The organism is Acidobacteriota bacterium (genome assembly GCA_039030395.1).
Lineage (GTDB): Bacteria > Acidobacteriota > Thermoanaerobaculia > Multivoradales > JBCCEF01 > JBCCEF01.
Map to the genome: position 1 here is coordinate 23,292 of JBCCEF010000004.1, position 13,436 is coordinate 36,727.

Here is a 13,436-nt window from a genome sequence, read left to right on the forward strand (position 1 = left end):
AGCAAGTCACAGCGGCGATGTTGCCGTGGACGACCCAAAGGTGCGGAAGTAGCCCGAGGACGGATTGAAAGTGACAGAAAATCAGCGGCCGAAGTTCACCTATCTGGGCCATTCCACGGTACGACTCGATCTGTCCGGCGGTGAGGTGGTTTTGATCGATCCTTGGATCGCAGGCAACCCAGCCTGCCCCGAGAACTGCCGGTCCTTCGAGCGCCTGGATGCCATGCTCATCACCCACGGCCATTTCGACCACATGGCCGATGCCGTCGCGCTGGCGAAGCAGCACTCGCCGCGGGCGGTGGTGGCGAATTTCGAGATCTGTCAGTGGCTGGAGGGCCAGGGCGTCGACAACTGCGAGGCGATGAACACCGGTGGCTCGGTGGAGGTCTTCGACCTCAAGGTCACGATGGTGCGGGCCGACCATTCCTCAGGCATTTCCGCCGGCGACAAGATCGTCAGCGGCGGCGCTCCGAGCGGTTACCTGGTGACAATGCCGAGCGGCTATACCTTCTACCACGCGGGCGATACGGCGCTCTTTTCGGATATGCAGTTGATCGGCGAGATGTATCGCCCCCAGCTCGCGTTCTTGCCGATTGGCGACCGCTTCACGATGGATCCCTCGGCGGCGGCTCGCGCCTGCCGGTTCCTCGGCGTGCGCGAAGCGGTGCCCATTCACTGGGGTACCTTCCCGCTTTTGACCGGCACGCCGCAGGAGTTCGAGCGGGTGGTGGGCAGTCAAGGGATCAACTGCCGCATCGTGACCCTCAATCCCGGTGACAGTTACTGACCGCTTCCGCCGTTCGTCTGACGGCGGTACGGAAGCGCACTCACGCTTTGTGACGTTCCAAGAATTGCTATCGGAATTTGGCTATGATGGGCGAATCCCTTTGCCGGCGCCCGGTGGGCGCGGGCGGGCGTTTCGCGGCATCGGCTTTCGCTCCGCGGACGCCCGCGGAATACCTGAACGCATGAACAGGAGAATGAAAAATCGCTAGACCCAAAGGACCCCGTGTCAATCATCAGATCCGCAAGAGCCCCGTTCGGCTGATCGACGCCGACGGCAGTCAGGTGGGCATCGTCGACCTCGACGATGCACGGCGGCGAGCTCAAGATCAAGGCCTCGACCTGGTCGAGGTGGGAGCGGAAGCGGATCCTCCCGTCGTCCGAATCCTCGATTGGGGAAAGGCGCGCTACGAGAAGCAGAAGCGGGACCGCGAGGCGCGCAAGAAGACCCACACCATCGAGGTCAAGGAAGTCAAGTACCGGCCGACGATCGATGTTCATGACCGGGACCGCAAGACGGAGCGCGCCCGCAAGTTCCTATTGAAGGGCAACAAGGTCAAGGTGACGGTGTTCTTCCGCTACCGGCAGATGCGTCGGCCGGAGTTGGGCAAAGAGATCCTCGACAAGGTGACCGAGGATCTGGCCGATGTCGGCAGCGTCGAGTTCCGCACCCGCGGAATGGAAGGCCGGACCATGAACATGATCATGGTGCCGATCGAGCAGACCGAGACCTCGAAGGCCGCCAGCTAGCCCACTGCATGAAGATCCGCTTCGCGGATGTTTCCGGCAGTTGTCCAGCTGCTCGTTTCCGGGGGTGGGGCTGGGCCGGGCCGCGCAGGCGCCCCCTCAGCCGAAAGAATGTCTTTTCGGCTTCACCCCATCCTCGGCAGCTTCGCTGCCGCCTCGCCCATTGGGCTAGGTTACAGGGGGGCAGCGAGTTTTTTAGTAGACGCCTGAGGCGCTCCGGTTGCGTTTGCACTCGCCTCCAACGGGTGCGCAAGGAGGTGTCGGCCGGACTCTTCGAGGGCCGTTGCGCCCTTGGGGGTCAGAGCCAAGCCGCCGATACCGCGTTCGATCCAGCCCCGCGCTTCCAGTGCGGCGGCGGTTCTCCGCAGTCGCGCGGCGCTCCAGCCGAAGCGTGTTTCGAGCGTTTCAAGCGGCACCAGGGCACCCCCCTCTCGCAGGTGGAGCATCAGGAGCTGATCGGCCAGCCGGCGACTGGCCGAGCGGCGGCCGGCCAACCGCGCCAGCAGGCCGTGGCGCGGCGAGGCGAAGAGGGCGAGGGAGAACAACCCGCCCGCCACCGCCGCCATGGCGCCGGCGATGGAGGCGTCCCACCAACGGGCGAGCCAGTAGCCGCCGATCGCGGAGATCACCCCCAGCAGCACGGCGAGGGCCAACATCACCCCGAGGCGGTCGGTCATCAGGTAGGCGGTAGCCGGCGGCACCACCAGCATCGCCACCACCAGGATCGCTCCGACGGATTCGAAGGAACCCACTACCGTCCAGGACACCGCGGTCATCAACAAGTAGTGCAGGGCGACGGAAGAGAAGCCGAGGGAAGCGGCGAGTTCCGGATCGAAGGTGGAAAGCTTGAGTTCCTTGAAGAAAGCGCCGATCAAGGCCAGGTTGGCAAGCAGGATGCCGCCGCCGACCCACAGCGCCTTCGGGCCGATCGAGCGTTCGCCGAAGTACAGCAAATCCCAGGGGGCATAGGCGATCTCGCCGTAAAGCACGCAGTCGAGGTCGATATCCACCTGCGAGGCGTAGCGGCTGATCAAGATCACCCCAACGGAAAAAAGGGCCGGGAAGACCACACCGATGGAGGCGTCTTCCTTGAGGCGGCCGCTGCGGTTGAAGAGCTCCACCAGGAAGACCGTCAGCACGCCGAAGGCGCCGGCGCCGAGGATCATCGGCAGGGGAGCGCGGTCGCCGGTCCACAGGAACGCCAGGGCGATGCCCGGCAGCACCGCGTGGCTGATGGCGTCGCCCATCAGCGCCATCCGGCGGAGCACCAGGAAGGAGCCGACCAGGGCGCAACTGGCGGCGATCATGCTGCCGACGATCAGAATGACCACGGTGGGGCTCACGAGGCGATCCTCTCGTCTTCGCCGGCTGGCGGCGCCAGATCCGGAGCCGGCGGAATCGCCCGCCCGTGGGGGTCCACCCGGGGCCAGCCGAGCTTGGCTTCGAGGGCGGCGACGGCCTCGTCCGTCAAGGCGTGTTCCATGGCCTCCGCCTCGCGGTGGACATGATCCGAGGCGAGTTCCAGCTTGCGGGTCAGGTACAGCTCCCAGAGGCGGTGCTTGCGCACCACCCGTGCCGCCTCTTCGAGTCCCTCGGCGGTTAGCCGCAAGCGCCGGCCGGAGGTTTCGAGGAGCCCGGCGGTTACGAGCGGGCGGGCGCTCTTGGCGAGCTGCGGAGCGGACTGGCCGCGTACCCCCATCAGCCGCGGCGCCGGAATGAACTCGTCCCAGCCGCTCCTTCCGGAAGCCCGCGCCGGATGGTCTTCGCCGATGCGGTAGATGTCCTTCAGCAGGTTTTCGCGCCGGATACGGCGGCTGAGGCGCCGCTCCCGCAGTATCGCCCAGGCGATGCCGCGCTGCGGGGCAAAGAGCAGCGAGCCGACCAGCACGACGCTCGACACGATCACGATGGAGGGTCCTGTCGGCAAACGGTCTACGGTGGCGCTGGCCATCGCTCCGAGTACCCCGGCGGTGGCCCCGAGGACGCCGGCCAGGACAATCATCCGGCCGAGGCTCTCGGTCCACTGGCGGGCGGCGGCGGCGGGGGTGATGAGGGTGGCGACGATCAGCACCACACCGACGGTCTGCAGGCCCACCACTACCACCACCACCAGCAGCAGGGTGAGGAGCATTTCGAGGCGGCGGATGGGGAGCCCCAGGCTGGCGCCGAATTCCGGATCGAAGGAGAGCACCTTGAGTTCTTTGTAGGTCAGGAGCATCACCGCCAACACCGCTCCTCCGAGCCACCCCATACGGGTGACGTCTTCGGCCATCAGGGTGGCCGCCTGGCCGAAGAGGAAGCGGTCGAGACCGCTCTGGTTTCCTGTCGGTAGCTTCTGGATGTAGGTCAGCAGGACGATGCCGACGCCGAAGAACACCGACAGGACGATACCGATGGCGGTGTCCTCCTTGATGCGGCTGTTGCGGATGGTGGCGAGGATAAAAAGTGACCCCAGCAGGCCGGCGAGCAGCGCCCCGATGAACAGCGGCAGGGGAGCTTTGACGCCGCTCACCAGGAACCCCAGGCAGACCCCCGGCAGGGCGGCATGGGCCAGCGCGTCCCCCAGCAAGCTCTGGCGCCGCAGCAGGGCGAAGCTGCCGAGGGCGCCGCCGAGGCCGCCGAGGAGGGCAGCTCCCAGGAGCACGTTGCGGGCGGCGAAGGACAGTTCGAAGGTCATCTCGGTTCAGGGAGCCACCGTCAGGGAGTGGATTCGGAGCCGGATGCGATGGAGGTTTCGACCGGCCGGCGTCCGAGGAGCGCTTCCGCCGCCTGGGTGAGCAGGGTGAGTTTGCCGCCGTAGGTGCGCTGGAGGTTTTCCGGCGTGAAGGTCGTCTCCACCGGTCCGGCGGCCACCAGCCGCATGTTCAACAGCACCACGTGGTCGAAGTATTCGGCGACGGTCTGCAGGTCGTGGTGCACGGCGATCACCGTTCGGCCGCGGTCGCGCAGTTCTTTGAGGAGTTCGAGGATCGCCCGCTCGGTGGTGGCGTCGACTCCGGCGAAGGGCTCGTCCATCAAATACAAACGAGCGTCCTGAGCGAGGGCACGGGCGAGGAACACGCGCTGCTGCTGGCCGCCGGAGAGCTGGCTGATCTGGCGGCCGGCGTAGTCCTCCATGCCGACCTTGGCGAGGCAATCGAGGGCCACTTGGCGCTGTGCCGGGCCGGGCCGGCGGAACCAGCCGAGCTGACCGTAGAGGCCCATGGTCACCACGTCGAGGGCGCTGGTGGGGAAGTCCCAGTCGACGCTCTCGCGCTGCGGCACATAGCCCACCCAGGAACGTCGCTGCTTGTACGGCGCCTGAAACACCTTGACCCAGCCGGTGATCGGTTTGACCAGCCCCAGCACCGCCTTCAAGAGGGTCGATTTGCCGGCGCCGTTGGGGCCGACAATGGCGATGAGCTGGCCGGCGGGCAGCTCGAGGTCGATGTCCCACAGCACCGGTTGGGTGCGGTAGGCGACGGTGAGGTCGTGGACCTCCAGGGCGGTGCCGTCGCTCGGGTGGTCCGGTTGTTCGCTCATTCCGTCGTTTCCTCCTGCGCCGCTGCCGCGCCCAGAGCCTTTACCAGGGTGTGGACATTGTGGCGCACCATGCCCGGATAGGTGCCCTCCGGGGTACCGGCCGGTCCCATCGAATCGGAAAAGAGGGCACCGCCGATTTCGACCGCGTGACCCTTCTGCTGAACCGCCGCCTGCACCGCTTCGATGGAGCGTCGGGGCACGCTCGATTCGACGAAGATCGCCGGCACCCGCCGCTCGACCACCAGATCGACCACCCGTTCGACATCCTTGAGCCCTGCCTCGGACAGGGTGGAAATGCCCTGCAGGCCCACCACCTCCACGCCGTAGCGGGCGCCAAAGTAGCCGAAGGCGTCGTGCGCGGTGACCAGGATGCGCCGCTCCGGCGGCAGCCTTTCGATCTCCGCGCGCACCCAGGCGTCGAGGGCGATCAGTTCCTCTTGATAGGCCGCCGCTCGCTGTTCGTAGACCTCGCGTTGGTCCGGCCGCAGCTCGATCAGCGCTCGGGTCACCGGCTCGACGGTGCCGCGCCACATCTCCACATCGAACCAGACGTGCGGGTCGTACTGGGTCGCCAGGTCCGCTGGGGCGCGCAGCGTGTCGCGTGAGATTTCGTCGGTGACCGCCGACACCGGCCGCAGCCGGGCGATTTTCTCCAGCACCTCGCCCATCTTTCCTTCGAGGTGCAGGCCGTTGTAGAGGATGAGGTCTGCTTCGCCCAGGCGTCGCACGTCGCTCTCGCTGGCCTTGAATAGGTGGGGATCCGTCCCCGGCGGCATCAGCGCCTCGACGTCCGCATCGTCGCCGGCGATGCGCTGCGCCGTGTCGGCGATCATGCCGGTGGTGGTCACCACTCGAAGAAGCTCGTCGGAGGACCCGTCGGAAGCCGGTTGGCAGCCGGTAGCCAGCAGGCCGGCCAGCAGAGCGAAGGCACAAATTCGTTGAACGGAGAGCCCCCGATGGAACGGTCGGACACTGGACCAGAGGTGATTTTTTGGCATATCAAAATCATGATCGAGGCAAATAGAAATGTCAAGCCCTGCAGGGCCCGGCGCGCCGGCGATAGAGAGCGACTGCCTTGGGCTCGGACGAGCCTTCGAGTAGGCTTGGGTGATGGCTACGAGTACCGTTGAAGACTATCTAAAGTGCATCTTTCTCGAGCAGCAGAAGCTGCCTGCGGAGCGGGTGACCACTGGCCGCATCGCCTCCGCCCTGCGAGTGGCGCCGGGCACCGCCACGGCGATGGTCAAGACCCTCGACCAGAGCGGCCTGGTTTCCTATGAGCCCTATAGCGGAGTACGGCTGACAGACTCTGGCCGTCAGCTCGCCGCCCACGTCCTGCGCCGCCATCGGTTGGTCGAGCTCTTTCTGGTTCGCATCCTCGGCCTCGACTGGTCCGAGGTCCACGCCGAGGCGGAGGATCTGGAGCATGTGGTCTCTGACCGGGTGCTGGAACGAATGGACGAGATGCTCGGCCATCCTTCCGTCGATCCCCACGGCGATCCGATTCCCGACGCCCGCGGGGTGCTGGAAGAACCGGAGCGGATCAGCCTGGTCGCCTGCCCGACGGGTCGTCCGCTGCGGGTGGTGCGGGTGGACGATCAGAGCGCCGAGTTCCTGCGCCTGGTCGAACGCCGCGGCCTGATGCCCGGCAGCCGCCTGCGGGTCGAGAGCCGCGACGCGGCGGCCGATACGGTCGAGCTGGTGCGTGTGGAATCGGCGGACGATGAGGTGGTGGTGAACCTCGGTTGGCGCGCCGCCTCGAAGATCTTCGTCGCTCCGGCGAGCGCCGCCGACTGAGGGTCAGGGAAGAGCGCACCGCCGCGGAGGCGGTCCATCCTGCTAGGCTTCGCTTTGGACTGAGAGAACCTACCCTCCCCGAACCCGGAGTGCAGATCAGTGGCTTTGACCTACGGCGACTACCTTCGAATCGACGAGCTTCTCGAACTCCAGACCCCCCTCTCCGACGGGCCGGAGCATGATGAGACCTTGTTCATCATCATTCATCAGGTCTACGAGCTGTGGTTCAAGCAGGTGTTGCACGAACTCGGTCTGCTGCGGGCCTGCCTACCGGAAGGCGATCTCGCCACCGCCATGGCGGCCTTCAAACGGGTGTTGACCATCTTGAAGACCCTGGTCGGCCAGGTGGACATTCTGGAGACCATGACGCCGGTTTCGTTCCTCTCCTTCCGTTCCCGCATCGAATCGGCCAGCGGCTTTCAGTCCTGGCAGTTCCGAGAGGTCGAGGTGGTGCTCGGTCTGCGAGGACCGGGAATGGCGAAGCGACAGCCGGCCGACAGCCCCGGCCGTCGTCGCATCGAACAGCGGCTCAGAGAACCCAGCCTGTACGATGCCTTCCTCCGCTTTCTGAACAACAAGGAGCAACCGATTCCGACTGAGCTGCTGGAGCGCGACTTGGCTGCGCCTCACCAGCCGTCGCTGGAACTGCAAGACGTGTTGATCCAGATTTACCGCGAGCATCCGTTGCTGCGGGAGGTCTGTGAGCGCATGGTGGACCTCGACGAGGGCATCCAGGAGTGGCGCTACCGCCACGTCAAGATGGTCGAACGGACCATCGGAACGAAGGTGGGAACGGGCGGCTCGTCCGGTGCCGAGTACCTCAAGAGAACCCTGTTCCAGCCGCTCTATCCGGACCTGTGGGCCATCCGCACGCGACTTTAGCCAGCCCGTGCAAGCGTTCTTCTGCGACTCCTTCGAGCTGCCGCTGCCGGCAGGTCACCGCTTCCCGATGGCCAAGTACCGGCGCCTGCGGGAAACCGTGGCGGCGGGCCGGCATCGGACGGGAGTTTCGCTGCGGGTGCCGGCGGCGGCGTCCGACGAGGATCTGCTGCGGGTACACCATCGGGGATACCTCGACCGCGTAGTCCGGGGTACTCTGAAGCGGCCGGAGGTGCGCCGGATCGGTTTTCCCTGGTCGCCGCAGATGGTCGAGCGGTCGCGGCGCTCCGTCGGCGGCACCCTCGCGGCGTGCCGGGCGGCCCTGGGCGATGGGGTCGGGGTCAACCTGGCCGGCGGCACCCATCACGCTTTTGCGGACCACGGCGAGGGGTACTGCGTGTTCAACGACATCGCCGTCGCCGCCCGGGCCCTGCTGGCGGACGATGCCGTGCGGCGCGTTCTGGTGGTGGATCTGGACGTCCATCAGGGCAACGGCACGGCCCACATCTTCCGGGACGATTCGCGGGTCTTCACCCTTTCCATGCACGGCCGGCGCAACTTTCCGGCCCGCAAACAGCGCAGTGACCTCGACCTGGCGCTAGAGGACGGTACCGGGAACGAGGAGTATCTCGCCCTCCTCGACGCTGCTCTCGAGCGCGCCCTGGCGGTCAGCGGGGCGGATCTGGTGATCTACGTGGCCGGTGCCGATCCCTATGCCGGCGACCGGCTCGGCCGCCTCGCCCTGACCTTCGAGGGGCTGGAGGAGCGGGATCGGCGGGTTTTCGCCCGCTGTCGCCGGGAGGGGACGCCGGTGGCGGTGGTGATGGGGGGCGGCTACGCTCGGGAAATCGACGAAATCGTCCGTATCCATGCCGCGACGGTGCACTGTGCGGTGGCATCGGCACGCTGATTGCTGCATTCCTAGGGGGTGGAGACTCAGCCCGGCGGTGCAGAATAACCGACAGGATAGAATGTCTCCCATCCAGAATTGATCAGGGCGGCGTTGGTGTAAAGCCCTCCCAGCGGTTCTGAGTAATGACTGTGTTGAACGATCCGAAGTTCTGAACGATAGAAAGGTGGTACCCCATGACCCGAGCGTTGCGTAACGCTGTTCTGACCCTCACAGCACTCCTGCTGCTGACCGGAGTGCTCTTCGGCCAGGCCCAGGGGCGCGTGCAGGGAACCGTCGTCGACGAGAACGGAGACCCGATCCAGGGGGTCAAGGTCACGATCACGGCGGAGAACTTCGCCTTCGAAGAGGTGAAGACAACGGACAAGAAGGGGCGCTTCGCGATCCTCTTCGTCGATGCGACGCGGGTCTACGACTTCGTCTTCGAAAAGGAAGGCTACGTCAACGTCAAGCAACCCCTGAAGCCGATCATCGGCGACAACATGCGGCAGGAGTTCGTGGTGCCCACCGTCGGCGCCGAGGGCGCCAAGCAGGGTACCGGTACGGACAGCGGCCCGTCCACCAATCCCGCCATCAACACGTTCAATGATGGCGTGACGGCCTTCCAGGAGGGCGATCTGGAAACCGCCAAGGCCAAGTTCCTGAAGGCGGCGGAGCAGGATCGCAAGCTGGTGGAGCCGTACTCCGCCCTCGCCGGCATCTACATCGACGAAGGCAACAACGATCAGGCCCTCGCCATGGCCAGCAAGGTGCTGGAGCTGGAGCCGGGAAACTCCCGCGCCCTGCGGGTGCAGTACGACGTTTACCGGGAACAGGGTAATGACGCCGAGGCGGATGCGGTGCTCGAGCAGCTCAAGGAAGCCGACGGCGGCACCGACACCGCGGTGCGGATTTTCAACGAGGGCGCCGAAGCGGCTCGCCTGGGCGATCTCGACGCCGCCCGGGCGCGCTTTGAGGAGGCGGTGGAACTGGATCCGGAACTGGCCGCCGGCCATAACGCCCTCGCCCGGGTCTACTTCCTGCAGGAAGAGTTCGAGAAGTCGATCGCGGCGGCAGACCTGGCGATGGAAATCGATCCCGGCATGACCGCCGACGTCTTGAAATTCAAGTACGAGTCGTACCGCGGCTTGGGGCAGGACCAGGCGGCCCTCGAAGTCTTCCAGCAGATGTCCGCGGAGGATCCTGAAGGAACCGCCCGGGCGCTCTTCGACCAGGGCGAAGCGATGTACGACGGCGGCAACATCGCCGGCGCCGCGGCCGCCTTCGAGCAGGTCCTGGCGGCGGATCCGACCTACCTGCGCGCCCATTACTACCTCGGTCTCTGCTATGTGAACAGCGGTGAGAGCGCCAAGGCCAAGGAGCACCTGCAGAAGTTTATCGACGAGGTGCCGGACGATCCCGAAGTGGGCACGGCGAAGGAAATGCTGAGCTACCTCGGCTAGCGAGGCTGCTACAGGCGATTCATTTCATTGAATCGAATCTTCGGCCCTTTGGATATCGACCCTCGGCGGCTTCCGGCCGTCGAGGGTTTTGTCGTGCTAAGTGCTTTGTTTCCAGGTGTATGTTTGTCCGCCATTTGACCGCCGGAGGATGGCATGGTGTATGCTCTAGTTTCTAGCGAGAACGCAGAGCGCGCCTCGGAAACGAGACGTCCATTGATGAGTACGGCCTGACGAGCGAACAAGTCGTCCGGCATCCACGTCCGAGGGTGCGCAACCTAGACAACCGAAGATCCGGCGGAGCGTGTCCGACGGACTTCGCCCATTGGGACATTTTTAGGAGGTTCCAAAGCATGAATTCTAAGTGGATCAAAGGCTTGGCCGTCGCGGCGATTGTGCTGCTGGTGGTCCCCGCCGCCTTCGCCCAGACGACCGGTCGTGTCGACGGTTCCGTCGTGGACGACAGCGGCGCGGCCCTTCCGGGCGTGACGATCACGCTCACCAGCCCGAGCTTGCAGGGTGACCGTGTCGCGGTGACCGGCGCCGAAGGCAAGTTCCGTTTCGTCGGCCTGCCGGTCGGCGACTACGACCTGACGGCGGCCCTCGACGGCTTCTCGAACCTTGAGCAGGGCGGCATCGATGTCGGCCTGGGACGCACCGTCAACCTCCAGCTCACCATGAGCCCCGCCTTCGGTGACCAGGTCACCGTCAGCGGCGCCGCGCCGATCATCGACACCACCAGCACCACCGGTGGCGCCAGCTTCGGCGAGGATCTGTTCGAAGAGCTCCCCACCACCCGTACCTTCGCCGGTCTGGCCTTTGCGGCGCCGGGCGTGGTCGGCGGCGGCCTGGGCGACAACCCCTCCATCGGTGGCGCCTCCGCCGCTGAGAACCGCTACGTGATCGATGGTCTCGACACCACCGATCCGGCCTTCGGCACCACCGGTACCGCGGTGCCTTTCGAGTTCATCAAGGAGGTCGAGGTCAAGACCGGTGGCTACGAGGCCGAGTTCGGTGGCGCCCTGGGCGGCATCCTCAACGTCGTGACCAAGTCCGGTGGCAACGAGCTGGAAGGCGACATCTTCGGCTACTGGTCCGACGACAGCCTGCAGTCCGACAGCCCGTCGACGGCGGTCTTCGGCACCGACCTGGGCTTCACCGAGTATGACTTCGGCGCCGCCGTCGGCGGCAAACTCATCCAGGACAAGCTGTGGTACTTCGTGGCCATCAATCCGTCGGTCGTCGAGAACAACTACACCAGCCGGGGCGATCTCACCACCTATGCCGAGGAGGAGGAGTCCCTCTTCTACGCCGGCAAGCTCACCTGGCAGCTCAACCCTAGCCATCAGGTGGTCTTCTCGCTGTTCGGTGACCCTCGCGAGCGCACGAATGACGGCGTCCGCAACAGTGCCGGTATCGTGGCCAGCAACTCCGACCGCGGCGCCAACAACTACGGCGTCACCTACAACGGCACCTTGTCCTCGAGCCTGTTTGCCGAGGTCAGTGTGGGCGCCTACGACGAGACTTTCGAAGTCGAGCCGCTGACCGATGCGCCCTTCTACTCTCTTCGCAGTTTTGGAGGTCAGTCCGAGGCAATCTTTGACGCCAGCTTCCCGTGCTACTCCACGGGGCAGTTCGATACGCGATTCGTCGCTAACGCCGGCTGCCGCGGCGGCACCTTCGTCCAGGAGTCCGGTGACTCCGAGCGGCAGGAAGCTCGCGGCGCTCTGACCTGGTTCGGGGCTACGGGACCGGTCGATCACGAAATCAAGGTCGGCACCACCGTGCGTGCGGTCGAGTACACCGACGCTGCCCACTACCCGGGTGCCGTCGCCGGTCCGGCCGCAGACGAGACGGGCTTCGTCTACGATCCGCAAGGCCTTGCCGGACAGCGCTGGTTGCTCTTAGATAACGCCGGAGGTTTCGGTCTGCTCATCGAGTACGACCAGGATTCCGTCGGTGAGACCGACGAGGCTGCGCTCTACGTGCAGGATCGCGTTCGTCTGAACGACTACTTCTCCTTGAACCTCGGTGTCCGCGCCGACCAGTTCGAGTCGACCGGTTCGGCGACGGCGGCTTCCCGCAGCAACCCCTCGGCAAACTCTACCCAGGCCCTGGACTTCGGCTTCAGCGACATGGTCGCGCCGCGTATCGGTTTCACCTGGGACGTGTTCCAGAACGGCCGTTCGAAGCTCTACGGTCACTACGGTGAGTTCTACGAGTCTGTGCCGCTCGACATCAACGCTCGCGCGTTCGGTAACGAGCAGTTCAACTTCTACTACTTCTACTACCCGACGAACGGCAACCTGCCGACGGCCGCCAACCCCGGCACGCACTTCTACACCTACGCGCTGGGCGTTGGCGTTGGCGTGAGCGACGACATCGAGCCGATGTACACCACCGAGACCCTGGTGGGCTTCGAGTACGAGGTGATGCCGAACGTTGCGCTGGGTATCAAGTACACCGAGCGCGGCATCGAGAACGTGATCGAGGACATCTCGGTCGACGGTGGCCAGACCTACTTCATCACCAACCCGGGCGGCATCACGACCGTTAACCCGGTGACCGGTGCGCCGCTGGCGTCGCCGGCCGTGTTCCCGGAGCCGGTGCGTGACTACGAGGCCATCGAGCTTACGATCAACAAGCGCTTCACCAACAACTGGCAGCTCTACTCCAGCTACGTGAATTCGGAGAACTTTGGCAACTACGGCGGTCTCTTCCGCCAGGACAACGGCCAGCTCGACCCGAACATCACCTCGTTGTACGACCTGCCGTCCCTGTTGGTCGGTGCCGAAGGCCTGCTGCCGAACGATCGCGAGCACCAGTTCAAGATCTACGGCTCCTACCTGTGGCCCTTCAAGCTGATCACCGGCTTCTACGGGCAGTTCCTGTCCGGTACGCCGATCAGCCAGTTGGGTGCCCACCCGATCTACGGCACCAGCGAGCGCTTCGTCACGCCTCGCGGTTCCTTCGGTCGGACCCCGGACGTTTGGAACCTCGACCTCCACGTCGAGTACCCGATCGAGTTCGGTAACGGTGTCGAGCTGAAGCTCATCGGCGACATCTTCAATGTCACCGATGAGCAGGAGGCGACGACTGTTGACCAGGACTGGACGTTCGAACGTTTGACGGCGACGCCCACTCCACCGGACTGCGGCGGTCCGGGTACCGGTAGGGGCACTGCGTGCCCGAATGGCAACCCGAACTTCGGCACCCCGACGACCTTCCAGGCACCTCGCACGGTGCGGTTCGGCGTGAAGCTCGCTTTCTAAGCGATCTTCCAGTAGGTCATGAAAGGAGGGGCCTTCGGGCTCCTCCTTTTTCTGTTTGGGCGAAACCCCTTTCTCCATTCCCTTCCT

11 protein-coding genes are annotated in these 13,436 nt (G+C 65.2%); 7 read left to right on the top strand and 4 right to left on the bottom strand.

What is annotated here, in order from left to right; genetic code table 11:
* The first annotated feature begins 70 nt into the window (after positions 1–70).
* Positions 71–787 carry a metal-dependent hydrolase gene (locus tag AAF481_06015; protein MEM7480708.1) on the top strand — a complete coding sequence of 239 codons (717 nt, stop codon included), beginning with the start codon at positions 71–73 and terminating at the stop codon, positions 785–787.
* A 200-nt stretch (positions 788–987) separates the two neighbouring features.
* The gene (gene infC, locus AAF481_06020; protein MEM7480709.1) at positions 988–1,533 is read left to right on the top strand and encodes a translation initiation factor IF-3; all 546 of its coding nucleotides are present in this window, start codon (positions 988–990) and stop codon (positions 1,531–1,533) included.
* 170 nt (positions 1,534–1,703) lie between these two features.
* On the opposite strand, the gene AAF481_06025 is transcribed toward infC, so the two are convergent.
* From AAF481_06025 to AAF481_06040, 4 genes are read right to left on the bottom strand one after another with little or no spacing between them, the layout of a single operon-like run.
* A complete protein-coding gene (locus AAF481_06025) occupies positions 1,704–2,873 on the bottom strand; it encodes a metal ABC transporter permease (GenBank protein MEM7480710.1) in 1,170 nt (389 codons plus the stop codon).
* On the bottom strand, positions 2,870–4,207 hold the full coding sequence (locus tag AAF481_06030) for an iron chelate uptake ABC transporter family permease subunit (protein ID MEM7480711.1): 1,338 nt from the start codon (positions 4,205–4,207) through the stop codon (positions 2,870–2,872). Before AAF481_06030 ends, AAF481_06025 begins: the two co-directional genes overlap by 4 nt.
* Before the next feature lie 20 nt (positions 4,208–4,227).
* On the bottom strand, positions 4,228–5,052 hold the full coding sequence (locus AAF481_06035; GenBank protein MEM7480712.1) for a metal ABC transporter ATP-binding protein: 825 nt from the start codon (positions 5,050–5,052) through the stop codon (positions 4,228–4,230).
* Entirely contained in the window at positions 5,049–5,903 is an 855-nt protein-coding gene (locus tag AAF481_06040) for a zinc ABC transporter substrate-binding protein (protein ID MEM7480713.1), read from the bottom strand. The genes AAF481_06035 and AAF481_06040 overlap by 4 nt, the downstream gene beginning before the upstream one ends.
* A gap of 259 nt (positions 5,904–6,162) precedes the next feature.
* On the opposite strand from AAF481_06040, the gene AAF481_06045 reads away from it, so the two are divergent.
* From AAF481_06045 to AAF481_06065, 5 genes are all read left to right on the top strand, one after another.
* Complete coding sequence (locus AAF481_06045; GenBank protein MEM7480714.1) at positions 6,163–6,849, top strand: metal-dependent transcriptional regulator; 687 nt, start codon at positions 6,163–6,165, stop codon at positions 6,847–6,849.
* A gap of 99 nt (positions 6,850–6,948) precedes the next feature.
* Entirely contained in the window at positions 6,949–7,731 is a 783-nt protein-coding gene (locus tag AAF481_06050; protein ID MEM7480715.1) for a tryptophan 2,3-dioxygenase family protein, read from the top strand.
* A gap of 7 nt (positions 7,732–7,738) precedes the next feature.
* Entirely contained in the window at positions 7,739–8,638 is a 900-nt protein-coding gene (locus tag AAF481_06055; protein ID MEM7480716.1) for a histone deacetylase, read from the top strand.
* 176 nt (positions 8,639–8,814) lie between these two features.
* Positions 8,815–10,080, top strand: a complete 1,266-nt coding sequence (locus tag AAF481_06060) for a tetratricopeptide repeat protein (protein MEM7480717.1) — start codon at positions 8,815–8,817, stop codon at positions 10,078–10,080.
* A 350-nt stretch (positions 10,081–10,430) separates the two neighbouring features.
* On the top strand, positions 10,431–13,349 hold the full coding sequence (locus tag AAF481_06065) for a TonB-dependent receptor (protein MEM7480718.1): 2,919 nt from the start codon (positions 10,431–10,433) through the stop codon (positions 13,347–13,349).
* The last annotated feature ends 87 nt before the right edge of the window (positions 13,350–13,436 follow it).

Bases quoted from the DNA above. Each gene is read 5' to 3' on its own strand.
- AAF481_06030 (MEM7480711.1), bottom strand. From the start codon at position 4,207: ATGACCTTCGAACTGTCCTTCGCCGCCCGCAACGTGCTCCTGGGAGCT.
- AAF481_06065 (MEM7480718.1), top strand. From the start codon at position 10,431: ATGAATTCTAAGTGGATCAAAGGCTTGGCCGTCGCGGCGATTGTGCTG.
- AAF481_06035 (MEM7480712.1), bottom strand. From the start codon at position 5,052: ATGAGCGAACAACCGGACCACCCGAGCGACGGCACCGCCCTGGAGGTC.
- AAF481_06060 (MEM7480717.1), top strand. From the start codon at position 8,815: ATGACCCGAGCGTTGCGTAACGCTGTTCTGACCCTCACAGCACTCCTG.
- AAF481_06045 (MEM7480714.1), top strand. From the start codon at position 6,163: ATGGCTACGAGTACCGTTGAAGACTATCTAAAGTGCATCTTTCTCGAG.